Here is a 22802-nt window from a genome sequence, read left to right as displayed (position 1 = left end):
GTTAATCCCTATCGAGATCAATAAAATGAATAATAAGAAAAACAAAGCAGGTCGTGCGTTTGTGTCTGGATTGCTATTGGCAATGTCTTACCACGCCATGGCACAAGTAGAAGGAGCTCCTGTAGTCAGTCAACAACCAATGTTGCAGGAACAGGCTGTACAAAACCCAAGCCATTCGAATCCTGTGGTGCTGTCGGACAAGATTCATCAGATCAGTCATATTCTGGAGAATACCTCGGCAGTTCATCAGTATAATTTCACCGCTACGCGCGGCCAGAATGTGCTGATTACAACGCCGGATTCGGATTACGACCAGAAATGGAGGTTGGAGTATCAGGTGGATGGCGGAGAGTGGCAGCCCAAGCGTCATTCATCGGCGCAGAGAATCGAAGGGCTCAATCCTGGTTCACAAGTCAATATACGTATTATCGCGACTGACGGTGCCAGGTTTGATACCACTGATTACAGCGTGGTGTTTGGCTCGTTTCCTCATATGCGTTATGACTTGCACCACGAAGAGGGCTTCAGGTTGATTCCCTATGGCTTTACCGATCCTCCTTTTTTGGCGACCCAAGCCCTTACAAAAGCGATGCTGGAAGCTACCTTTACAGACAGCAAAGCTTTTCCATTAGAAGGCGGGGTACTGGATTTTTTTCTAGGTGTAGAAAATGACGCAGGCGTGACGTATACCTCGGACAGTTCTGGGAAGATCATGCAGTTGATAACGTTCGGCCGATGTGAAGGCGGAAGACTTGCTGATAACTTTACTCATTACAGCGAAAATGGAAGAGAAACTTGGAGTACACGCTACCAATCAAAACTATATTGGGCTAAAAATGTGCTGCCGGAACAGCTGGCTGATAAGCCGCACATATATAATTTTGGCCATGTTTGCAAGCGGTGGTTAATTAATTGGTCCAGGAACTGATCTAAGCTTAAATACTCTGCCTGGAAACATCCATGCAGAGTATTTTCTATAAGCAAAAGCTACTGCGCCGAACAAAAAATTCCTTTTCCTATTGCTGAGAGATTAGAATTCAGTAGAGTCCTAATCTTGGATAATTCAAGCATGGGTGTCAATTATGGGTCTGCGCTCATCCTCATGCTTCGGAGCATTACGCTCCACTTGATAAAGAATCGTGTTGATGAAATTGCCAATGTAGTTACGGCTGAATACCTGTCCGTAATCAATGATCTTGCTGTAGTTTTCTAGGTTGAGCGTGTGGCGGTTGTCAAGTTTTTCCGTGTATTGGTCAACGAGTTCCATGACGCTTTTAGCATTCTTACGTAGATCGTCTTTCAGTGACTGACGATCGTTCAACTTCTCGGTCAAGTAGGTAAATTCTGCAGGGGTGAGTACACTGTCAGGATCTGTAACCTGAATAGCTTCGTTGAAACCCAGTGTGAAACCAAAATTCTTATTTGAAAGCTCTAAATTTAAATAAGTAAGCTGTTGTTTGAATTCGTGGTAATTGTCGAACATACGGCACATTTCCGCGTTCGATGTTTTGATTAGCTTCTTCAGGTACCTATCTTTAAGGTCATCAAGATCTTCTTGGGGAAGCATCTTGTAGAATGAAGCGATTTCACCTCTTGAGTTTTTTGTTAGCCAAGGAGAGTCCTCGTAGCGGTAGAACTCTTCATTAGGATTGCGTTGTTTTTTGACCGTTTGAGCATCTTTTTCCTGACGTGCCTCTGGTGAGGTGGTTTGGCGGGGAAATGGCTGCTTATGAATAGTGCTGGTAGGGGGGGTGATGTTCATTCTGAAAACGCCCTTCGCTGTTAGTGATAACTATCTAACGGCATTGTGCTGGAAAACTTTTCCTGTTTGTTGTGTAGGATTTTTCCTAGAGTGCAGATGGGAATGGTTTTTTGTAGGAAGTTTCTGTGTTTTCAGCGCGAAGGATTGACTAAGTGATTCAATATCTATTGCGTGGACGTTGTCAGTGGCAACCTGCCTCTGCATAATTTGTGAGAATATCTATGAGTTTTTATTGAGAAATGTATTGGCTGGTTGGCCACCCAGATTTATAAAGAGGCTGTTTTTGAGGCGAGATTTACCGACACCAAAGGCTCGCCCTTGGAAGGCGGTATGGCGATTCTTGACCTGAGTTTTGGTAAAGCAGAACCTTCAATTGAGCATGTTGTAGTCAGTGATGCTACCGGCTTTGCTTCTCAGCGTATCGAGTTTGGACGCTGTTACGGTGGCGTGGAGGCCCAAGATTTTGTGCACGCACAAAGAGGTTTCAATACATGGAGAAGTCACTATAAAGTTGCTGGCTACACCGTACACAATTTTTCATTGGGACCAATGACAGCGACCCCTCATATTTTTTACATGGGGCATATCTGTACACAGACCGTTCTGCGAACTGTCGCTCCTCGTGGTTAACATTCAGCTCAGTCTGGCGAGCCGTTTGTCTCGCCAGACTGATTTCTCATACCGCCAAAGAAATATAGGAAAAATCTCGCTTTTCAGCATTGCTCTGGACTTGCTGTATCCATTCGTCCTGCATTTTTTGCACGCTGGTGCTCATAATCTTGCCATAATCGATCACATCCTGAAAATTACTGATATCCAGTTTATATCGACCACCAAATGTTTCATGATCATGGTCAACCAAGGTCATGACCGTCTTTGCGTGCTGCTGTATTTGCTCTTTGAACTCTCTGAACCCGTTGATGGCATGGGTAAGCACTGATGTGTCATTCTCAGTCAGGCTGTTATCGTAGTCAATTATCTTGATGGACGCGCTTTCGTTCAGTGTAAAACCAAATTTTTTACTTGCGATGTCGGGGTGCGTTTCTTGCAGGTCTTTACGAAAACTGTCGTAGGTGACATTTATCAACGCAAGCTCCAGTACGTCGACTATTTTTTTATGCGCCACGTAGTCGAGCCGATTTGTAATGTGCTCGTTGATCGACTCCAATAACCACGGCTCTTTCTGATATTCATAAAATACATTTTCTTCTGTCTTTTTTGCTTCGGATGCAATGGCCTTTTCCAAGCCAGCATCTTCTGTCGGATCGCCATTTTTGGTGCCAGGTATCAGCGCCGTTTGTTGCAGGGTGTTTGCCTGATTCGGAATGCCATTAATGTTCAAAACGTTGCCCTCCCTTTGGTCTCATAACGAATAGCGGCCAGTTCCTGAAAAACTTGGCCTGATAAACCAGTAGGAGATTTCCGAGAGGGCGTGCAAACGTGACGCTGTTCTCAAGTAGTTAACAAGCGGGGCGATTTCCCCAGCCGCTTATTCAATTCCAACCCATTGGCCATCAACATCATCAAGCCCAGCCCGACAATCGCGGTAGTCACCTGCATAGGCCATGTATCACCTGCCAGTGCGTTTGCCATGTCTGCCAGTGGCGCGAGCAATACGCCCAGGCAGAAGACTTCCAGCGAATAACGGCCCATGCGGCAGGTCTGTCGGGCGGGCCAGTTTTCGAGCCAGGCGCTTGAGGTTGGCAGCAGTCGGGCGACGACGTAGACCAGTGCAAGGAAGTGCAGCAGGCGCGCGGGTGCCAGGTCGGTCTTGCTGATGGGGTACAGGGCGTCGAGGTGCAGGGTCGAGACCATTGCAGTGTGCAGGCCGGGCCATTTTTCGCTGAAGGTCAGCATCCCGGCGATCAACACGTAGATGGCGGCCATCAGGAACAGCGGTTGTTGGCGCAACGGAGAGCGTACGGCGGGTGTGGCTGTTTCGCTGCGCAATGCACAGGCACCGCCGAGAATGAACAGCAACTGCCAGGCCACCGGATTGAAATACCACACGCCACCGCCTTCATAGGCACGCAGGTTCCAGCCGAACAACGGCACCATCAGGTACAGGGCAATCGACAGGCCGACCGCCAGTTCCAGTTTGCGCAGCATCAATGGCAAGGTCAGCGGCAAGGTCAGCAACAGCACGATATACAGCGGCAACGGGTCGGTCAGGTTGGGCTTGAAACGCAGCAGCAGTTCATCGGCCAATGCCTGTTGCGGGTTGCCGACGAAGTATTCAAGGCCCATCTGCTGGACCATGTCGCGCGTCTCGACATGATTGTTGGCGACGAAGACGATGCCCATCAGCAGGGTCAGCAGAAAGATATGCACCACATACAGCACCCAGGTGCGGCGCAGGATCCGCACGCCAGCCACCAGCATGCCGTCGCGCCGGGCGATGCGTCCATAGGCCAGGATCGATGCGTAACCGGCAAGAAAGACAAAGATTTCCGCTGCGTCGCTGAAGCCGAAGTTGCGTACGGTCAACTGCGCGAGCGGGTTGTCCGGCACGTGATCCCAGAATATGAAGATCAGCGCCAGGCCGCGAAAGAAGTCGATTCGATGATCGCGTCCGTTATTCATAACGGTGGACTCTTGAAAGTGCTAATGAGTAAAGATCGGCCACAGAGGCTCAGGTTCCAGGCCGGCGACCAGTGACGTTCGGCGGCGCGGCAGGGTGCCGTTAATTCGGCTCGATTGCAAAGTCACGCTATTACAGAATGTCTCTGGCACGCTGGTTCTGGCGGTTTCAGGGCGACAGCGGCTGCATGCGCGCGTTCGATCAAGCTCGCCGATGATGGCAATCAACAGCAATCATTCTCATCTTCTGTTATGTTACTGTATAACGATTGCAGTCAACTCACCGGAGAGCTAACCATGAAACCCGATATCCATCCTGCTTACCGTACTGTGCTGTTCCACGACACCGCTGCCGACGTTTACTTCCTGATCGGCTCGACCGTAGACACAGACCGCACGCAGCAGCACACCGACGGCAACACCTATCCTTATGTCGCACTCGACGTGTCCAGCGCCTCGCACCCGATGTACACCGGGCAGCAGCGCAAGACCACCAACGAAGGCCGGATCGCGGGTTTCAACAAGCGTTTCGCCACCTTTGGCTCTGGCGGCAAGAAAGAAACCGCAGCGGCTCAATGAGCTGTCTGACCTCCCGGTGATGGGCATTTCGCATGGATTGCCCACCACCGGGATTTTTTTGCCTGAATTTCAGGTGTGCGGCCAATCATCTGCTGGACTAACAGCCGACATTGCTTTTATCTTCGCGGCCTGAAAAACAGGAGTAACCGCTTTGAAAAAGTCAGTCGCCATCGTTTTCGGTGGGCAATCCAGCGAGCATGAGGTTTCGTTGCAGTCGGCACGCAACGTGATCAATGCGATTGATCGTGATCGCTATGCGCTGACCCTGATCGGTGTCGACAAGCTGGGCCGCTGGTTGCGCTTCGACGAAGCCGACTACCTGCTCAATGCCAATGATCCTGCGCGGATCAAACTGAGTGCATCCGGCAAGCAGTTGTCGCTGTTGCCTGGCAGCACTGGCGGCCAGTTTGTCGAGGTCGAGACAGGCAAACCGCTGGCAGCTATCGACGTGGTATTTCCGCTGATCCACGGCGCGTTTGGTGAAGACGGTGCATTGCAAGGCGTGCTGCGCATGCTGGCCGTTCCGTTTGTGGGCGCTGACGTACTCGCCTCGGCGGCGTGCATGGACAAAGACGTGACCAAGCGTCTGCTGCGCGATGCAGGCATTGCTGTCGCGCCGTTCATGGTGCTCAGCCGTGGGGAAACCCTGTCATTCGCCGATGCGACCACGCAGTTGGGCCTGCCGATGTTCGTCAAACCGGCCAATCAAGGCTCGTCGGTGGGCGTCAGCAAAGTGTCTGACGAGGCTGGCTTCGTGGCTGCACTGGCATTGGGTTTCGAATTTGACCACAAGCTGCTGATTGAGCAGGGCATCGTCGGCCGCGAAGTGGAGTGCGCCGTACTGGGTAACTTCGATGCGCAGGTCAGTGTCTGTGGCGAAGTGATTGCCAACGACGAGTTCTACGCCTACGACACCAAGTACCTGAATGGTGATCAGGCGCGCATCGCGATACCCGCCGAATTTCCCGCCGATCTGAGTGATCAGGTACGTGAAGTCGCGTTGCAGGCTTACAAAGTGCTGGGTTGCGCAGGGCTTTCGCGGGTCGATTTCTTCGTGACCGATACGCATGACATCATCATCAACGAGGTCAACACGCTGCCCGGCTTCACCTCCATCAGCATGTACCCCAAGCTCTGGCAGGCCAGTGGCCTGACCTATGCCGAACTGATCCATCGCCTGATCGTGCTGGCCCTTGAGCGCGCTGATCAGGCGCGTTTGCTGAAAACGGAAATCTTTGCATGAAGATAATCCGCATCGCGGCGGCGCTGCTGATCGGCGCAGACGGCCGGACTCTTCTGGTGCGCAAGCGCGGCACTCAGGCATTCATGCAGCCGGGCGGCAAGATTGAACCTGGCGAACCGGCACCGCGGGCGCTGGCCAGGGAGCTTGAAGAAGAACTCGGGCTGATCATCGATCCGCAGCAGGCGCTGTTTCTCGGCGAGTTCGCTGCACCGGCTGCCAACGAGCCGGGCTTTGAGGTGTGTTGTCAGCTTTACGAGGTCAGAACTGATGCCCAGGTTCTGCCCGCCGCCGAGATCGAAGAAGTGCTGTGGGTCGGCGCAGAAAGTCTTGCGGATGTACATCTGGCTCCGCTGACACGCGACCTGATCCTGCCGTTGTACCGCGAGCGGCAGACTCCAGCGAACTGAACCCGTGTCGTCCTGTGCCGTGGCGCAGGACGATACTGTCAGCGAACCACGCTCACCCCGTCCAGTGTCGAAAACGAGGTGTCCTTGGCGGTCAGCAGGAAGTCGCGCATGTAGGGGGCGTCGAGCATGTCGGCGCGAATACCGGCATACAGCGTTGCGAACAGCCCTTTCTCGCCCAAGCGCTTGGCCTTCACATAACCGCGTGAACTGTATTCATGCAGCGCCCAGTGCGGCATGCCACAGACCCCGCGTCCGCTGGCGACCAGTTGCATCATCATCACCGTCAGTTCTGATGTTCGTACCTGTGCCGGTTCGATGTCGGCGGGTTCCAGAAAGCGCGTAAAGATATCCAGCCGGTCGCGTTCCACCGGGTAAGTGATCAGCGTTTCAGTCAGCAAGTCTTCCGGAACAATGTACGGCCGGCCCGCCAGCGCGTGTTGATTGGCCACCGCCAGCATCGCTTCATAGGTGAACAGCGGCACGTAGGTGATGCCGGGCAATTCCAGCGGGTCGGACGTTACCACCAGGTCCAGGTCACCACGCGCCAGCGCCGGCAATGGCGCGAAAGAGAAGCCGGAAGACAGGTCCAGCTCGACCTCAGGCCAGGCATCGCGGAACTGGTCGATGGTCGGCATCAACCATTGAAAACAGCTGTGGCATTCGATTGCCATGTGCAGCCGTCCCGCCGTGCCGCCTGCCAGACGGGCAATGTCGCGCTCGGCACTGCGCAGTTGCGGCAGCATGGAGTCGGCCAGTTGCAGCAGGCGCAGACCGGCGCTGGTAAACCGTACCGGTTTGGTCTTGCGCACGAACAACGGCATGCCCATGCGCTCTTCCAGTTCCTTGAACTGATGGGACAGCGCCGACTGCGTCAGGTGCAGGCGTTCGGCGGCTTCCACAAGGCTGTCGGCCTCGCGCAGGGCGTGCAGGGTTTTGAGGTGGCGTATTTCAAGCACCGTCAGCGCTCCATGAGCAGTATTTGTGATCAACACGAAAAAAATGAGTTTGTCTCATGTTGTGTCAGCTGTCGACAATAGACCCATCTTTTATGGAGGACGCATCGTGGCCCTGACTCAACACCCTGACTATTTTCACATTGGCGCAGACCGTGAATTGCAGCACGCTTTGCAGGCTTTCTGGAAACAGGATCAGGGTGTTGCGACAACGGACGCCGAACTGCGCACCTGGTTGATGGCGCGTTACCCGCAGCAGGTGCCACACCTGAAACGCGACCAGCGTTTTCAGCCTGGTTGGGCACCGCTGCTGGCGAGCGTCGCTGAAGCGTGCGAGCAAGGCCGCAAGCCTGCGTTGATCGGTCCTCTGACACTGCTCTGGCTAAGTGATGTTCAGGGTGGCGAGGTCGATCGCCTCGACCTGCTGGAGCATCTACTGCCGGTGTATGGCGAGATCTTCGGGCGTCTGGCGGCGCGCGGTGTCGAGTGGATTCAGATCGACGAACCGATCCTGGCGCTCGACCTGCCGCTGGCATGGAGCAACGCCTTCGAACGCGCCTATCACATTCTTCAGTATTCGCCGTTGAAGAAGCTCATTGGGCTTTATCACGGTGACCTGCGGCCCAACCTGGGTGTCGCGGCCTTGCTGCCGGTTGCAGGGTTGCATCTGGACAGCGTGACCGAACCGGAGCTGCTGGCTCCGGTGTTTGATCGTCTGCCGGTTTACAAGGTCCTGTCCCTGGGCGAGTGCGACACGCATTCGGGCTGGCACCAGGAGTCCCTCCTCGAAGCGCGCGCCCGTTTTGGGGAAAACCTGATGGTGGCGGATCAGGTCGCCGCGTAACGCAACACCCGATTAACGACCGCTCAGCGCCATTCATCAAACTGTCACGCAAGTGTGGCAGCGCGCTTGGCAAAACATCATCAGACTCTCTGCCTACTGGGGATCTGTTTTTTGGTGTTTTTCATGCGGGTTTTAATTTTTCTGGCCGCGCTTCTGTGCGGCTTGCCGTCTTTTGCGGCCGATCGTTGTGATGTCGATGTTCCTGTACAGCATGCTGACCTTAAAGAGGTACGAATTGCCTATCAAAGCATCGGCAGTGAGTCCGACCCTGCCTTGCTGTTGGTAATGGGCCTGGGCGGGCAGTTGATTCATTGGCCGGACGAGGTTGTGGTCGCGCTGTGTCAGCAGGGCTACCGGGTGATTCGCTACGACAATCGCGATGTCGGTCTGTCCACCTGGGTGCAACAGCCCGCCGAGGCCAATCTGACCTTTGAAGTGCTGCGCTACAAGCTGGGCCTGCCGGTCTCTGCACCGTATTCGCTGACCGATATGGCCGACGATGCCTTGGGCCTGATGGACGCCCTGCAGATTCGCCAGTTTCACGTTCTTGGCGCGAGCATGGGCGGCATGATTGCTCAGCACCTGGCCGATCTGGCCCCGTCGCGGGTCGAAAGCCTGACGCTGATCATGACCAGCTCCGGTGCACAGGGCTTGCCGATGCCCAGTGCGGCGTTGATGCAACTGCTGGCGCGGCGCGGCGCGCCCAACCGGGAAATGGCCATCGAGCAACAGGCTGATCTGCTTGCAGCGCTTGGCAGCCCGCAGGTCAAGGACGATCGCCAGCAATTGCTGCATCAGGCTGCGGTGTCCTACGACCGGGCCTTCAATCCCGAGGGCGTCAAGCGTCAGATCATGGCGATTCTGGCCGAGCCGAGCCGGGTGGAGTTGCTGAACCGTCTGCGCCTGCCGGTGCTGGTGGTGCATGGCACGGCTGATCCATTGTTGCCGGTCATGCACGGTGTGCATGTGGCCGCGCACATTCAGGGCAGCCAGTTGCGCCTGATTCCGGGGCTGGCGCACCGTTTTCAGGAAGCCTTCAAGGCACCGTTGCTCGGGGCGGTGCTGCCGTACCTGAAAGCCCAGCATGAGGACGGTCGCAGCCTTGCTCAACTGTGAAGCCTGCCCGGTTGTCAGGCTCCGACAGAGGTGTATCGTATGGCCCTTGCTTATTGAATTAGCTGACTGAAAAGGGCCGACATGACGACTGCACTGAAGATCGATTTCATCTCCGATGTTTCCTGCCCCTGGTGTGTCATCGGCCTGCGCGCGCTGGATCAGGCGCTGGAGGCACTGGGGGATGAGGTGCAAGCGCACATTCACTTCCAGCCTTTCGAGCTGAACCCGAACATGCCTGCCGAAGGGCAGGACATCAAAGAGCACATCGCCGAAAAATATGGCTCTACGCCAGAACAGATCGAAAGCATTCACGAGACGATTCGTGAGCGCGGTGCCGAGCTGGGGTTCACCTTTGCCAAGGGCGAGCGGCGTATCTACAACACGTTCGACGCCCATCGCCTGCTGCACTGGGCCGAACAACAAGGCAAGCAGTACGCATTGAAACAGGCGCTGTTCGAAGCCTATTTCAGCGACCTGAAAGACCCGTCCAGCCACCAGACTCTGGCAGACGTAGCGCAGAAGGTCGGCCTGGACCGTTTGCGCGCTCAGGCCATCCTCGACAGCGGCGAGTACACCGCAGAGGTCCGCGAAGCCGAGCAACTCTGGACATCCCGTGGTATCACGTCGGTGCCGACCATGGTCTTCAACGACCAGTACGCCGTCTCGGGCGGTCAGCCGGTCGAGGTATTCGTCAGCGCGATCCGCCAGATTGTCGGTGAATCGCAGTAACGCACTGCCTGTGCAGGATAGGACGCAGAGCGTCCGGAAAGGCATGCCCACGCGGAGCATGGGCACGATAGGTGTCTTGCGGACGCCTATCGTTCCTCGCGCTCCTGCTTAGGGACGTGCGGACGCCGATCGTTCCGCACGCTCCAGCGTGGGAATGCAGTGGGTGACGCTCTGCGTCACAGATCTGCGTTACACCGCATACTCAAGATCGGACGCAGTGCTCAAAGCCCGTATTTCTTGACCTTGTCGAACAAGGTGGTCTTGGCCATGCCCAGCTCCTGACTGGCCTGGCTGAGGTTGCCGCCGCTGCGTTGCAGGGCTTCGCTGAGCAGGGATCGTTCGAAGGCTTCAACCGCTTCGGCAAATCCCAGGCTTTGATTTTCACTGACCGTGCCTGTCTGTTTGAACGCCGGCAGACCCAAGGCAAATCGCTCGGCTACGTTGCGCAGCTCCCGCACGTTACCTGGCCAGTCGTGGCTCATCAGGCTTGAACTGGTCTGTCTGTCCAGCGTTGGCGGCTCACGGTCGAAGCGCAATGACGACAACTGCAGGAAATGTTCGAACAGCTGCAGAATGTCTTCGCGGCGCTCACGCAATGGTGGCAGCTCCAGCGTGACGACGTTCAGACGGTAATACAGGTCGCTGCGGAACTGACTGGTCTTGCTCAGTGCATTGAGGTCGGATTTGGTCGCCGCAATGACCCGGCAATCCACCGCGACACTTTGGTTCGAACCAAGCCGCTCCAGAGTTCGTTCCTGGAGGACGCGCAACAGTTTGATCTGCAGGTTGACCGGCATGCTTTCCACTTCATCGAGAAACAGCGTGCCATTGTGGGCGTGTTCTATCTTGCCGATGCGCCGCTTGCCCGCGCCGGTAAATGCATTGGCTTCGTGACCGAAAATTTCCGACTCGAACAGGCTTTCTGCCAGCCCGCCACAATTGAGTGCCACGAACTGGCTGTCCTTGCGCCGGCTGAAGTCGTGCAGGCAGCGCGCAACGAGCTCCTTGCCGGTGCCGGTCTCGCCTTCGATCAGCACATTGGCCGATGTATCGGCGACGTTGGCAATCAATGCGCGCAGGTTTTGCATGGCAGGGGAGCGGCCGATGATCCGGCCTTCCAGCGAATCGCGTTCGGCCAGTTGCTTGCGCAAGGCCCAGACTTCCCGGGCCAGCCCGCGCTGCTCCAGCGCGCGCCGGGTGACGTCGACCAGGCGCTCGGGAGAAAAGGGTTTCTCCATGAAATCGTAAGCGCCATCGCGCATTGCGTTGACGGCCATGGTGATGTCGCCGTGACCGGTGATCAGCACCACCGGCAGGCTGCTGTCACGCGCCTTGAGGCGACTCAGTAATTCCAGCCCGTCGATACCCGGCAAACGAATGTCGCTGATGACGATACCGGCAAAATTGTCACCAATGCGCTTGAGGGCGTCTTCGGCGCTGGATACGCCTTCGCTGGCAATGTCTTCCAGCGCCAGCGCCTGTTGGCAGCCGAGCAACACATGCGGGTCGTCTTCGACGATCAGCACAGTCAGGTCGCTGTTGATGCTCATGGGTGTCGTCTCATGTCAGTCCACCTGGGCCGGGGCCGGTCGGGCGATTGTCGGTCGGGGCATCGGGGACAAATGGCAGGCTCAGGACAAATGTTGTGCCGCCGTCGCCCGGATGCTCTGCGCTCAGGCTGCCCCCGGCTGCGGCGGCAAGGCTCGCCGACAGCGTCAGGCCCAGTCCCAGGCCTTGTTCGCCGGGTTTGGTGGTGAAGAAAGGTTCGAACAGGTGCTTGCGGGTTTCGGTATCGACGCCGTGTCCGTTATCACGCACCCGCAAGCGATAACGGCCGTCTTCAATTGACCCGGTAAGCCACAATTCGGGCGCTGGCTGGTTGAACATGGCGTCCAGCGCATTGCCGATCAGGTTGACCAGAATCTGTTCCAGACGGGTCTGATCGATGGTCAGGGTGGCGTCGACGAAGTCTCGATGCAATGCCAGGCCGGATTGCTCCAGGCGTACGCCGAGCAACTGCGCCGCCGCCTCGACGGCCTTGCTCAGTTGCGCCTGGCCCTGATCGTCGCCGCGTCTGGCGAATGCGCGCAGGCTGGCGGTAATGCGGCCCATGCGGTCGACCAGATCATTGATGGTGCGCAGGTTGGCGCTGGCGGTGTCCAGTGCGCCTCGCTCAAGAAAACGCACGGTATTGCCAGACAAGGTGCGCAATGCTGCCAGAGGCTGGTTCAGTTCATGAGCGATGCTGGTCGACATCTGGCCGATAGCCGCCAGCTTGCCAGCTTGCACCAACTCGTCCTGGGCTTTGCGCAGGGTGTCTTCAGCCTGTCTTCGTTCGCGAATCTGCGCCTTGAGGCGTTCGTTGCTGGCACGCAGGTGTTCGGTACGCTCGGCGATCTTGCGTTCCAGCTCATTGTTCGCAGCCTGCAGCGCCTCTCTGGCCGCCAGCCGGGTCGAGATAACCTTGCGCCGCTCGTTCCAGGCAATCAGCAGAAAGGTCACCAGCGCGCAGGCCACAGCTACCAGCATGCCCTGGTTGGCCGCTTCACGGCGCAGGTCTTCCAGGGGCGTAAGCAGTGTCAGGTGCCAGGCGGTATCGCTCAGCGGGCGGCTCTGGGCCAGATAGCTGACCTGCTTGTGCTCTCGATCGACACTGACGTTGGCCGGGAACACAAGCTTTTCGACGCCTTCGGAGAGGGTTTCCCGTTCCAGCGGCACCAGTTCGTTAAGCGGCCACCAGTAATATTGCAGGCTACGGGCCAGGCGTTCCTTGACCTGCGGAGTGAGCGGTCGAACTGACTTCAGGCGTCGAGCCGGGTCACTTGAGAGGATGATGATGCCGTTCTCGTCGCTGACAAATGCCTCCAGACGAGCACGCTGCCAGCGTTCTTCCAGTGCTTCAAGGCGCACCTTGATCACGGCGACGCCGATGATCCGGCCTTTGTCTTCCAGCCCGTGGGCCAGGTAGTAGCCCGATTCGCCCGTGGTGGTGCCAATCCCGTAAAAACGGCCGGGCAGGCCGCGCACGGCGTCCTGAAAATAGGCGCGGAAGGACAGGTCTTCACCCTGATAGCTGTCGGAATCACGCCAGTTGCTGGTGGCCAGCACTCGGCCGGTGGTGTCCATCACATAAATGGCGCGGCTGCCGCTGCGTCGATTCATCCCTTCCAGATAACGGTTGACCTGCTGCTGAAGCTCGGGGCTCGGCTTGTTGAGCATCTGCGACACGCTGGATTCAAGCTCCAGCACGCTGGGCAAATAGGTGTACTTGCTTATTTCGCTCTCGACCGTACGGGCGTGCAGCTCCAGCTGGCGCTCACCGGTCTCGCGCAGGCTCTTGATACCGCTGTGTTCGCTGATCAGGTAGGCGATATAGCCCAGTCCGATCATCAGCATGAGGATCAGTGGCGGCAAAAACAGTTGGCGTATCAGACGAGGTTTCACGGCGAGTGATGGCGGCGCGGCGCGATACAGGGTGGGGTCGCATTTCATCACAGTCGTCCTGAACCGAACAGCTGCCCGCGAGCGCGCGGGCAGCCGGCATTACCTAGTGCTGAAGAATCTTGGCGAGAAATTGCTGAGCGCGTTCCGAGCGTGCGCTGACGTCACCGAAAAACTCTTCTTTTTCGCAGTCTTCGACAATCTGACCCTTGTCCATGAAAATCACCCGATTGGCGACCTTGCGAGCGAAGCCCATTTCGTGGGTCACGCACATCATGGTCATGCCTTCGTGCGCCAGTTGCACCATCACGTCGAGCACTTCGTTGACCATTTCCGGGTCCAGCGCAGACGTCGGTTCGTCAAACAGCATGACCACCGGGTCCATGGCCAGGGCGCGAGCGATGGCAACACGCTGTTGCTGACCACCGGAAAGCTGCCCGGGATGCTTGTGCGCATGCTCGGACAGACCGACGCGGTCCAGCAATTTCAGGCCTTTTTCGGTCGCTTCGGCCTTGCTGCGACCCAGTACCTTGATCTGCGCGATGGTCAGGTTTTCGACAATGCTCAGGTGCGGGAACAGTTCGAAGTGTTGAAACACCATGCCGACCCGCGAGCGCAGTTTTGGCAGGTTGGTTTTAGAGTCGGAAATGGAAGTGCCGTCGACGACAATGTCGCCTTTCTGAAACGGTTCCAGCGCATTCACGCATTTGATCAGGGTCGACTTGCCGGAACCGGAGGGCCCGCACACCACCACCACTTCACCTTTGCTGACCTCGGTGCTGCAATCGGTCAGCACCTGGAAGTCGCCATACCATTTGTTGACATTTTTTATGGAAATCATACGGCAAACCTTTTTTGCAGACGCTTCACCAGCAGCGAGGCGGCAAAGCTGATCGTGAAATAGACCAGACCGGCAATGATCAGGAACTCGTTGGCGCGTCCGATGATGTCGCCACTGGAGCGCGATGCATTGAGAAAGTCCACAAGGCCCACGGTGTACACCAGAGAGGTGTCCTGGAACAGAATGATGCTCTGTTGCAGCAACAGCGGCGTCATCTTGCGAAACGCCTGGGGCAGGATGATCAGTCGCATCATCTGCGAGTAATTCATGCCCAGCGCCTGGGCTGCGCCCATCTGTCCTTTGGAAATCGACTGCACGCCGGCACGGACGATTTCGCAGAAGTACGCGGCTTCGAACATCATGAAGGCCACGACACAGGAAGCGAAGGCCCCGATGGGCGTGTCTTCACCGGTAATCCAGCGCAACACGAATGGCACTGCGAGGTAGAACCAGGTGATCACCAGCAGCAGCGGGATCGAACGGAAGTAGTTCACGTAAGCGCCAGCCACATTGGCCAGCAGCTTGTTTGATGACAGGCGCATCAACGCCAGCAAAGTGCCAAGCACCAGGCCGCCGACAACACCCATTGCCATCAGCTTGAGGGTCATGACCATGCCGTTCCACAGGCCGGGAATGGCCGGAACGATTCCAGTGAAGTCCATTATTTGCCCCCCAGCGAGATGAGTCCGGGTACAGCGACTTTCTTCTCGATCATGCGCATCAGCAGCATCAGGCTCATGTTCAGCGTGAAGTAGATGAGGGTTGCGAGCGTAAAGGCTTCAAACAGGTTGGCGGAAAACTCGGCGGTCTGTTTGGTCTGCGCGAGCAGCTCCATCAGGCCGATCAGCGATGCTACCGACGAGTTCTTGAACACGTTCAGGAATTCGGAAGTGAGCGGCGGAATGATGATCCGGTAAGCCTGTGGCAACAGCACGTTCCAGTAGATCTGCGGCAGCTTGAAGCCCATTGCACGCGCGGCCGATTCCTGGCCCTTTGGCAGTGCTTCAATGCCGGTACGCACCTGTTCGCAGACCCGTGCAGCGGTAAACAGACCCAGGCAGACCACCACGCTCAGGAACGCTGAGGTAGTCGGGTTGAGGTCCTGCTTGTACCACTCCTGCAGGTTTTCCGGCAGCAGATCGGGCACCAGAAAGTACCAGATGAACAGCTGCACCAGCAGTGGCACATTACGGAAAATTTCCACGTATACCGTGGCAATACCCGACACCAGACGGCTTGGTACGGTGCGCATGACGCCCAGTACCGAACCCAGTATCAGGGCAATGATCCAGGCAACGACAGCAATGGCGATGGTCCAGCCCAGACCGGATATGAACCAGTCCAGATAGGTCTCGCTGCCGACGCCGGTGGACTTGAAGAACACGCCCCAGTCCCAGTTGTAATTCATCAGGGTCTCCCCCTATTTTTCTATTTATATCGAGATGCACGCACTGTCGGACTTCGAGAGTGAGGGGCCGGTCCCGAACAGGTTTTGCCTGTTCGGGATGCCATCAGTTCAGACTGGCTGAACCGGTTGCTCAGGCTTTCTTGTCTTCTGCGGCCTTGTCGGTCGGGTTCTGAATCAGTTCCTTGAGCTTGTCGCTCATCGGGAAATTCAGATTCAGCCCTTTAGGCGGGACGGGGGACATGAACCACTTGCTGTAGATGGCATTGATGTCGCCAGACTTGTAGGTGGCAACAATGGCGTCATCCACTGCCTTCTTGAACGGGGCATCGCCCTTGCGGACCATGCAGCCGTAGATTTCGTAGGATTGCGCAGTACCGGTCACTGCCCAGTCATCCGGCTTCTTGGCCTTGGCCATCTCGCCGGCCAGCAGTGCGTCGTCCATCATGAATGCGACCGCACGGCCGGACTCAAGCATCTGGAAGGATTCGCCGTGGTCCTTGGCCGAGATCACGTTCATGCCCATCTGCTTGTCGGCGTTCATCGCCTTGAGGATGCGCTCGGACGTTGTGCCAGCGGTGGTCACGACGTTCTTGCCTTTCAGGTCATCGAAGTCCTTGTAGCTGGAGTCCTTTTTCGACAGCAGACGCGTGCCGACTTCGAAGATGCCGATGGAGAAATCGACCTGCTGCTGGCGCTCGACATTGTTGGTGGTCGAACCACATTCAACGTCGACGGTGCCGTTCTGAACCAGCGGAATACGGGTCTGAGATGTTACCAGGTTGTACTTGACCTTGAGGTCAGGCATGTCCAGTTCTTTCTTGATGGCTTCGACGATTTTCAGCTGAATGTCATGCGAGTAGCCCATCGGTACGCCAGAAGCGTCTGCGATGTAGGAAAACGGAATGGACGCGTCACGGTGGCCCAGCGTGATGGTGCCGGATTCCTTGATTTTCTTCAGGGTGCCGGTAAGTTCGGCGGCGAAAACCGGGGTGCTGATCAGAGCGGCAGTGATTGCTACGCCCAACAGATGGGGAACGATGCGCATTGATGAATCCTTGATTTCATTTTTATTGATGGGGCCGCAATGGGAGTCGGCCCGCTTCTTGGCGAATGCTTCAACGGCGTCCAGATCCAGACACACGCCCTGTCGAAACGCTCGGTTCAGAGTGTAGAGCATGAGTCGTGCCAAGCAGCTTGAATCAATCAAGGCTATGAATTTAAAGGATTTTATTCGTGGTTGAATGCGACGCCCGGAATCGAAGCGTCCGGGAAGCCGAATCAGGCAGAGCGAAATGTTCGGAAAACCGAATGCAACGGAGTATTCAGGGGGAGGGCGGTGCAGAGGAACAAACCTGTTCGCCGCGCGATGGGCGAACAGGTGGTATGCGAGCTATCAGGCAGCCTCGATAGCGGCCTTGTTGCGCACAACGGTTTCCAGGTAGCTGCGCACAGCGGCCTGTTCTTCAGGCGTAGTGAACAGGCCAAGCTTGGTTCGGCGCCACAGGATGTCTTCGATGCTGGTAGCCCATTCCTGGTCGCACAGGTAATCGACCTCTCGGGTGTACAGACCTGCACCCAGATGCTGGCCGAGGTCTTCAAGACCTTGCGCGCCTTCCAGCAAGCGCCAGCTGCGGCTGCCGTAGGTAATCGCCCAGCGTTTGGCGATAGGCGCGTGCAGCCAACTGAAGCGACGGGTCATTTCTGCTGCCAGGGCTTCTGGCGTGCTCATGTCTTCGCCGCCGGGCAGAGCAGCCTTGGCCGTCCAGCTCGGTTTCATCTGTTTGAAGAACGGTGCCAACTGCGTCATCGCCGATTCGGCCAGTTTGCGGTAGGTGGTCAGCTTGCCGCCGAACACCGACAGAATTGGCGCCTCGTCCGCGCCGCCTGACAACGAAAGTGTGTAATCACGGGTAATGGCAGACGGATTATCGGACTCGTCGTTGCACAGCGGGCGCACGCCAGAGAATGTGTGGAGCACGTCTGCGCGACTCAACTGTTTCTTGAAGTGGTCGTTGGCCACTTTCAGCACGTAATCCATCTCGCCTTCGGTGATGTCCACCTTGTTCGGATCGCCCTGATACTCACGGTCAGTGGTGCCGACGATGGTGAAGTGTTCCAGGTACGGAATCGTGAACACGATGCGCTTGTCTTCGTTCTGCAGAATGAACGCGTGCTCACCCTCGTACAGTTTCGGCACGATCAGGTGGCTGCCTTGAATCAGGCGGATGCCGTAAGCCGAATCGAGCTTGAGGTCTTCACGGATGAACTTGGCCACCCACGGGCCTGCCGCATTGACCAATGCCTTGGCGTGGATCGAGAACAGGCTGCCATCGCTGCGTTCCAGGTGCAGGTGCCACATGCCCTTGATACGGCGGGCGCTGACACAGCGAGTCTGAGTATGAATGTGCGCGCCGTTTTCACGCGCGGCCATGGCGTTAAGCACCACCAGACGGGCGTCGTCGACCCAGCAATCGGAGTATTCGAAGCCACGGGTGATGCTCGAGTTGAGCGGGCTGTCCGCACCAAAACGAATGGTTTTCGAGGCGGGCAGCTTTTCGCGCTTGCCGAGGTTGTCATACAGGAACATGCCGGCGCGGATCATCCACGCTGGACGCAGGTGCGGACGGTGCGGCAAGACAAAACGCATGGGTTTGACGATGTGCGGCGCCTTGGCAAGCAGCACTTCGCGCTCTGCGAGTGCTTCGCGGACCAGACGGAATTCGTAGTGCTCAAGATAGCGCAGGCCGCCATGAATCAGCTTGCTGCTGGCCGAGGACGTGTGGCTGGCCAGGTCGTCCTTTTCGCAAAGAAAAACCGACAGGCCGCGACCGGAGGCATCCGCCGCAATACCGACACCATTGATGCCACCGCCAATAACGGCGATGTCGTAAACCTCGGAGAGGGGTTGGGTTGGCACGGTAGTGTGGGGCATTGGTGGCCTCCTGGACAATTCGTGAGCAAAGCTCGAAAGGCGAATCTGAACATTAATGTTCACTTTCGAAAATAATAGCTCAATAAAATGACCCTTGCTAGCGAGTATCGATTGAAAATACTGATGGTGAAGTCAGGAAAAGAACAAAAATGAACATTGTAGGGCGGGATGTCACGCGGGGTATGACCGTACTATCTGATGCTTTTCGTTCTGCACGCGCCAGCCTGGACACCTCTCGTGTCTCAGGCTCCAGCGGGAATCAAGTTCGCGACGCTCTGCGCATAAAAGAGGACGCAGAGCGTCCGGAACGGCATGCGACGCGGAGCGTCGCACGATATTCGGGCTTATCGTTCCTCACGCTCCAGCGTGTCCAGAACGGCATGTGTTATCGCGGACACCGGTCGTTCCTGACAATCACACCACTTCCAGACGAATCTTGTGCTGGGTCAGCAGTTGTTGCAGTGCGGGCACAGGTGGCTGATCGGTGACCAGGCAATCGATCAGGGTGATTGGTCCCAACCGGACCATCGCATTGCGCCCGAACTTGCTGGAGTCAGCGGCAAGCAGCACTTTGCGTGCGTTGGCGATGATCGCCTGGGAAACCCGTACTTCCTGATAATCGAAATCCAGCAGGCTGCCGTCTTCATCAATGCCGCTGATGCCGACCAGCGCGAAGTCCACCTTGAACTGGGTAATGAAGTCGATACTGCCTTGGCCCACCACGCCGCCGTCACGACGCACATTGCCACCGGCTATCAGGACCTCGAAATCGTCCTTGGTACTGAGGATCGATGCCACATGCAGGTTATTGGTGATGATCTTCAGGTTGTTGTGGTTGAGCAGGGCGCGTGCGATGGATTCGGTGGTGGTGCCGATATTGATGAACAACGAGGCGTTGTCCGGGATCTGCGCGGCGATGGCCTCGGCGATCCGTTGTTTTTCGTCGCGCATCTGATCCGCACGCATGGCGTAGGCGGTGTTTTCGATGCTGGAGTCATAGGCCGCGCCGCCGTGGTAGCGACGCAGCAGATTCATTTCCGCCAATTGATTGATATCACGGCGGATGGTTTGTGGGGTCACGACGAACAGCGTCGCCATTTCCTCGATGCTGACGTAACCACGGTCACGGACCAGTTCGAGGATCTGTTGTTGGCGGGGAGGCAGGTTCATTGTTTTTCCTTGAGCGCCCTCTGCAAATGGCGCCCATCATGCCGCAGGAAAGTGTGACCTGTCAGCCGGAATCCTGTCCCCTCCGCACAACAGCGGGTATCACTCTTCGTTTTCGTGCGGTTCCCAGTCACGGGTGCGCGCGACAGCTTTTTGCCAGCCCGCGTAGAGTTTCTCGCGGTGGGCCTCTTCGCAGGAAGGTTCGAACACGCGCTCGATCACCGCCTTGTTGCGCAACTCGTCCAGGCTGCTCCAGAACCCGATCGCCAGACCGGCCAGGAACGCGGCGCCCAAGGCTGTTGTTTCACGCATTTGCGGGCGTTCGACGTGGGTGCCGAGAATGTCCGCCTGGAACTGCATCAGGAAGTTGTTGGCCACGGCACCGCCGTCCACGCGCAGCGACTTGAGGCGTTCGCCGGAGTCCTGTTGCATGGCGTCGAGCACGTCGCGGGTCTGATAGGCGATGGATTCCAGCGCTGCACGGATGATGTGATCGACTTTCACTCCGCGGGTCAGGCCGAACAATGCGCCTCGTGCGTACGGGTCCCAGTAAGGTGCGCCCAGGCCCGTGAACGCCGGCACCAGGTACACGCCGTTGCTGTCCTTGACCTTGCCAGCGAAGTATTCTGTGTCCAGCGCGTCGTTGATGAGCTTGAGTTCGTCGCGCAGCCACTGCACGGTCGAGCCACCGTTGAAGACCGCGCCTTCCAGTGCATAGGCCACTTCACCACGCGGGCCGCAGCCGATGGTGGTCAGCATGCCGTGCGCCGACTTCACGGCTTTCTTGCCGGTGTTCATCAGCAGGAAGCAGCCGGTGCCGTAGGTATTCTTGGCCTGGCCGGGTTCGACACACATCTGGCCGAACAACGCCGCCTGTTGGTCGCCTGCGATACCGGCAATCGGGATGCCGCTTTTGCTGTGACCGTAGACCTCGGAGGAGGCTTTGACCTCTGGCAGTATCTCGCGCGGGATGTCCAGCACGTCGAGCATGCGCTGATCCCATTCCAGCGTATGGATATTGAACAGCATGGTGCGAGAGGCGTTGGTGTAGTCGGTGACGTGAACCTTGCCGCCGGTGAATTTCCAGATCAGCCAGGTATCGATGGTGCCGAACATCAGCTCGCCTTTGCGGGCGCGCTCGCGGCTGCCTTCGACGTTGTCCAGAATCCACTTGACCTTGGAGCCGGAGAAGTACGGGTCAATCACCAGACCTGTGGTGTCCTTGATGTACTCCTCAAGACCGTCGCGCTTGAGCTGCTGGCAGATCTCGGTGCTGCGGCGGCACTGCCAGACGATTGCGTTGTAGATCGGGCGGCCGGTGTCGCGCTCCCAGATGACCGTGGTTTCACGCTGGTTTGTGATACCGATGGCGGCGATCTGGTTGTGGTGCAGATCGGCCTGCGCCAGCGCCTTGGTCATGCAGGCCGTCTGGGTGGCAAAGATTTCCATCGGGTCATGCTCGACCCAGCCTGCCTGCGGGTAATGCTGGACGAATTCGCTTTGGGCAGTGCTCACCACGTTGGCATCGCGGTCGAAGATGATGGCGCGCGAGCTGGTGGTGCCCTGGTCAAGAGCAATGATGTAGTTCTTGTTCTGTGTGTCAGTCATGTCGATTGCCTTGCATTTATTGGGTGGGATTCAGTTGAGTGAGATTCAAATTGAGGGGTGCTCAAGATGAAGCCTGAACTTTGCCGCGAACCACAGGAGCCTCTTTTTCATTTTCAACAGGAGCGGCGCTGGGCAGATGACGCGCAATCAGCGCGCGGTAGCCAGCAGCACCAAGGCAGGCACCCAGAATGGGCGCAAAAATCGGAACCAGGAAGTAAGGAATGTCACGACCGCCGGTGAAGGCCATTTCACCCCAGCCAGCGAAGAACGTCATCAGCTTCGGACCGAAGTCGCGCGCCGGGTTCATGGCAAAACCGGTCAGTGGGCCCATCGAGCTGCCTATCACGGCTACCAGCAGGCCGATCAGCAAGGGCGCCAGCGGGCCGCGCGGCAAGCCGTTGCTGTCATCGCCCAAAGCCATGATGACGCCCATCAGAATGGTGGTAATGACCACTTCGACCAGAAATGCCTGCTCCACGGAAATGGCAGGGTTTGGATAGGTCGAAAACACCGAGGCCAGTTCAAGGCTCTGTTCGCTGCCGCGAATAATGTGGTGCGCATGTTCGAAGTCGAAAAAAAGGCTGATGTACAGCAGGTACACCAAGCCAGCTCCGCAGAACGCGCCTGCGATTTGCGCCGAGATATAAAAAGGCAACTTACGTTTTTCGAAACCGGCAAACAGACTCAGCGCGATGCTGACAGCCGGGTTGAGGTGGGCACCTGAAATGCCGGCACTGAGGTAGATCCCCATGCTGACGGCCATGCCCCAGATGATGCAGATTTCCCACAAGCCGAAAGTGGCTCCCGCGACCTTGAGCGCTGCAACGCATCCTGTGCCGAAAAAAATCATCAGGGCTGTGCCAAGAAATTCAGCTACACATTGCCCGGTGAGTGTCGGTTGTTTTAGTGCGATGGTCATGGATACCTCATTTTTGTTTTTGTCTCGGCACCCTGAGACAGGCATGGGTGCTCGTTATTCGTGCGTATCAGAAAAACCCCATTTCTGATCGCTGGTGCGAGTTATACCGAAAAACCGCTTTCGATAATATTCGTAAACGAAAAAATATAGACAAGAAACAACGCTGTCAAAGGTCGGAACCGAACGGTCATGGAGTGGATACGAGCCCGCACAGCCGCTTTATACCGGGATTTTATGGCTGTTACCAAAAAGCCATCAGTGTTGCAGGTGGCG

The 22802-nt window shown here is 56.8% G+C and carries 21 protein-coding genes and 1 pseudogene; 8 read left to right on the top strand and 14 right to left on the bottom strand.

The window, feature by feature from the left end:
- Positions 1-25: 25 nt before the first annotated feature.
- Complete coding sequence (locus RYC17_RS04965) at positions 26-928, top strand: hypothetical protein (protein WP_316902602.1); 903 nt, start codon at positions 26-28, stop codon at positions 926-928.
- A 135-nt stretch (positions 929-1063) separates the two neighbouring features.
- Here RYC17_RS04965 and RYC17_RS04960 read toward each other — a convergent pair whose 3' ends face one another.
- On the bottom strand, positions 1064-1762 hold the full coding sequence (locus RYC17_RS04960; RefSeq protein ID WP_316902601.1) for a hypothetical protein: 699 nt from the start codon (positions 1760-1762) through the stop codon (positions 1064-1066).
- 249 nt (positions 1763-2011) lie between these two features.
- On the opposite strand from RYC17_RS04960, the pseudogene RYC17_RS04955 reads away from it, so the two are divergent.
- Positions 2012-2392 (top strand): annotated as a pseudogene (locus RYC17_RS04955) (hypothetical protein); the annotation flags it as partial.
- A 46-nt stretch (positions 2393-2438) separates the two neighbouring features.
- Here the strand turns inward: RYC17_RS04955 and RYC17_RS04950 are convergent.
- Positions 2439-3104 (bottom strand): hypothetical protein, encoded by a 666-nt coding sequence (locus tag RYC17_RS04950; protein ID WP_122280741.1) that lies wholly within the window; start codon positions 3102-3104, stop codon positions 2439-2441.
- Between the two features lie 110 nt (positions 3105-3214).
- Complete coding sequence (locus RYC17_RS04945) at positions 3215-4345, bottom strand: OpgC domain-containing protein (RefSeq protein ID WP_122280742.1); 1131 nt, start codon at positions 4343-4345, stop codon at positions 3215-3217.
- A 294-nt stretch (positions 4346-4639) separates the two neighbouring features.
- On the opposite strand from RYC17_RS04945, the gene RYC17_RS04940 reads away from it, so the two are divergent.
- From RYC17_RS04940 to RYC17_RS04930, 3 genes are all read left to right on the top strand, one after another.
- Positions 4640-4921: a type B 50S ribosomal protein L31 gene (locus RYC17_RS04940; protein ID WP_002554875.1), complete on the top strand. Its 282-nt coding sequence runs from the start codon at positions 4640-4642 to the stop codon at positions 4919-4921.
- A gap of 151 nt (positions 4922-5072) precedes the next feature.
- Entirely contained in the window at positions 5073-6164 is a 1092-nt protein-coding gene (ddlA, locus tag RYC17_RS04935) for a D-alanine--D-alanine ligase (protein ID WP_122280743.1), read from the top strand.
- Positions 6161-6571, top strand: a complete 411-nt coding sequence (locus RYC17_RS04930; RefSeq protein WP_122280744.1) for an NUDIX hydrolase — start codon at positions 6161-6163, stop codon at positions 6569-6571. Before ddlA ends, RYC17_RS04930 begins: the two co-directional genes overlap by 4 nt.
- A 38-nt stretch (positions 6572-6609) precedes the next feature.
- Here RYC17_RS04930 and metR read toward each other — a convergent pair whose 3' ends face one another.
- Positions 6610-7527, bottom strand: coding sequence for a transcriptional regulator MetR (gene metR / locus RYC17_RS04925; RefSeq protein ID WP_122280745.1), 918 nt, complete (start codon positions 7525-7527; stop codon positions 6610-6612).
- Positions 7528-7633: 106 nt separating this feature from the next.
- Here metR and RYC17_RS04920 point away from each other — a divergent pair, with 106 nt between their 5' ends.
- The 3 genes from RYC17_RS04920 (at position 7634) to RYC17_RS04910 (ending at position 10213) form a co-directional block, all read left to right on the top strand.
- Entirely contained in the window at positions 7634-8368 is a 735-nt protein-coding gene (locus tag RYC17_RS04920) for a 5-methyltetrahydropteroyltriglutamate--homocysteine methyltransferase (RefSeq protein ID WP_193601281.1), read from the top strand.
- A 123-nt stretch (positions 8369-8491) separates the two neighbouring features.
- The gene (locus RYC17_RS04915; RefSeq protein WP_080164866.1) at positions 8492-9484 is read left to right on the top strand and encodes an alpha/beta fold hydrolase; all 993 of its coding nucleotides are present in this window, start codon (positions 8492-8494) and stop codon (positions 9482-9484) included.
- A gap of 81 nt (positions 9485-9565) precedes the next feature.
- Positions 9566-10213 (top strand): DsbA family oxidoreductase, encoded by a 648-nt coding sequence (locus RYC17_RS04910; protein WP_122258371.1) that lies wholly within the window; start codon positions 9566-9568, stop codon positions 10211-10213.
- Between the two features lie 221 nt (positions 10214-10434).
- On the opposite strand, the gene RYC17_RS04905 is transcribed toward RYC17_RS04910, so the two are convergent.
- The 10 genes from RYC17_RS04905 to RYC17_RS04860 form a co-directional block, all read right to left on the bottom strand.
- On the bottom strand, positions 10435-11763 hold the full coding sequence (locus tag RYC17_RS04905) for a sigma-54-dependent transcriptional regulator (RefSeq protein WP_122280746.1): 1329 nt from the start codon (positions 11761-11763) through the stop codon (positions 10435-10437).
- Positions 11764-11773: 10 nt separating this feature from the next.
- Positions 11774-13705, bottom strand: a complete 1932-nt coding sequence (locus RYC17_RS04900; RefSeq protein WP_122280747.1) for an ATP-binding protein — start codon at positions 13703-13705, stop codon at positions 11774-11776.
- Positions 13706-13760: 55 nt separating this feature from the next.
- Entirely contained in the window at positions 13761-14495 is a 735-nt protein-coding gene (locus tag RYC17_RS04895) for an amino acid ABC transporter ATP-binding protein (protein ID WP_002554866.1), read from the bottom strand.
- A complete protein-coding gene (locus RYC17_RS04890) occupies positions 14492-15160 on the bottom strand; it encodes an amino acid ABC transporter permease (RefSeq protein ID WP_170947361.1) in 669 nt (222 codons plus the stop codon). The genes RYC17_RS04895 and RYC17_RS04890 overlap by 4 nt, the downstream gene beginning before the upstream one ends.
- Entirely contained in the window at positions 15157-15903 is a 747-nt protein-coding gene (locus RYC17_RS04885; protein WP_004658194.1) for an amino acid ABC transporter permease, read from the bottom strand. The genes RYC17_RS04890 and RYC17_RS04885 overlap by 4 nt, the downstream gene beginning before the upstream one ends.
- A 130-nt stretch (positions 15904-16033) precedes the next feature.
- On the bottom strand, positions 16034-16948 hold the full coding sequence (locus RYC17_RS04880) for a glutamate/aspartate ABC transporter substrate-binding protein (RefSeq protein WP_058401656.1): 915 nt from the start codon (positions 16946-16948) through the stop codon (positions 16034-16036).
- Positions 16949-17296: 348 nt separating this feature from the next.
- Positions 17297-18835: a glycerol-3-phosphate dehydrogenase gene (gene glpD / locus RYC17_RS04875; RefSeq protein WP_122280749.1), complete on the bottom strand. Its 1539-nt coding sequence runs from the start codon at positions 18833-18835 to the stop codon at positions 17297-17299.
- Between the two features lie 414 nt (positions 18836-19249).
- Positions 19250-20005, bottom strand: coding sequence for a DeoR/GlpR family transcriptional regulator (locus RYC17_RS04870; protein ID WP_011169330.1), 756 nt, complete (start codon positions 20003-20005; stop codon positions 19250-19252).
- 99 nt (positions 20006-20104) lie between these two features.
- Entirely contained in the window at positions 20105-21610 is a 1506-nt protein-coding gene (gene glpK / locus RYC17_RS04865) for a glycerol kinase GlpK (protein WP_003363615.1), read from the bottom strand.
- Between the two features lie 61 nt (positions 21611-21671).
- Positions 21672-22529 carry an MIP/aquaporin family protein gene (locus RYC17_RS04860; RefSeq protein WP_219169999.1) on the bottom strand — a complete coding sequence of 286 codons (858 nt, stop codon included), beginning with the start codon at positions 22527-22529 and terminating at the stop codon, positions 21672-21674.
- Between the last annotated feature and the right edge of the window lie 273 nt (positions 22530-22802).

Origin of the sequence: Pseudomonas syringae group sp. J248-6, from assembly GCF_032586995.1 — a bacterium.
GTDB lineage: Bacteria > Pseudomonadota > Gammaproteobacteria > Pseudomonadales > Pseudomonadaceae > Aquipseudomonas > Aquipseudomonas amygdali.
Note: the sequence above shows the minus strand (reverse complement) of the source record. Positions and strands in the feature narration are given on the sequence as shown.

What these genes read in the sequence shown, in the direction of transcription:
- RYC17_RS04965 (WP_316902602.1), top strand. Translation starts at nt 26, where the DNA reads ATGAATAATAAGAAAAACAAAGCAGGTCGTGCGTTTGTGTCTGGATTG.
- RYC17_RS04960 (WP_316902601.1), bottom strand. Translation starts at nt 1,762, where the DNA reads ATGAACATCACCCCCCCTACCAGCACTATTCATAAGCAGCCATTTCCC.
- RYC17_RS04945 (WP_122280742.1), bottom strand. Translation starts at nt 4,345, where the DNA reads ATGAATAACGGACGCGATCATCGAATCGACTTCTTTCGCGGCCTGGCG.
- RYC17_RS04940 (WP_002554875.1), top strand. Translation starts at nt 4,640, where the DNA reads ATGAAACCCGATATCCATCCTGCTTACCGTACTGTGCTGTTCCACGAC.
- RYC17_RS04930 (WP_122280744.1), top strand. Translation starts at nt 6,161, where the DNA reads ATGAAGATAATCCGCATCGCGGCGGCGCTGCTGATCGGCGCAGACGGC.
- RYC17_RS04915 (WP_080164866.1), top strand. Translation starts at nt 8,492, where the DNA reads ATGCGGGTTTTAATTTTTCTGGCCGCGCTTCTGTGCGGCTTGCCGTCT.
- RYC17_RS04910 (WP_122258371.1), top strand. Translation starts at nt 9,566, where the DNA reads ATGACGACTGCACTGAAGATCGATTTCATCTCCGATGTTTCCTGCCCC.
- RYC17_RS04905 (WP_122280746.1), bottom strand. Translation starts at nt 11,763, where the DNA reads ATGAGCATCAACAGCGACCTGACTGTGCTGATCGTCGAAGACGACCCG.
- RYC17_RS04900 (WP_122280747.1), bottom strand. Translation starts at nt 13,705, where the DNA reads ATGAAATGCGACCCCACCCTGTATCGCGCCGCGCCGCCATCACTCGCC.
- RYC17_RS04895 (WP_002554866.1), bottom strand. Translation starts at nt 14,495, where the DNA reads ATGATTTCCATAAAAAATGTCAACAAATGGTATGGCGACTTCCAGGTG.
- RYC17_RS04885 (WP_004658194.1), bottom strand. Translation starts at nt 15,903, where the DNA reads ATGAATTACAACTGGGACTGGGGCGTGTTCTTCAAGTCCACCGGCGTC.
- RYC17_RS04880 (WP_058401656.1), bottom strand. Translation starts at nt 16,948, where the DNA reads ATGCGCATCGTTCCCCATCTGTTGGGCGTAGCAATCACTGCCGCTCTG.
- glpD (WP_122280749.1), bottom strand. Translation starts at nt 18,835, where the DNA reads ATGCCCCACACTACCGTGCCAACCCAACCCCTCTCCGAGGTTTACGAC.
- RYC17_RS04870 (WP_011169330.1), bottom strand. Translation starts at nt 20,005, where the DNA reads ATGAACCTGCCTCCCCGCCAACAACAGATCCTCGAACTGGTCCGTGAC.
- glpK (WP_003363615.1), bottom strand. Translation starts at nt 21,610, where the DNA reads ATGACTGACACACAGAACAAGAACTACATCATTGCTCTTGACCAGGGC.
- RYC17_RS04860 (WP_219169999.1), bottom strand. Translation starts at nt 22,529, where the DNA reads ATGACCATCGCACTAAAACAACCGACACTCACCGGGCAATGTGTAGCT.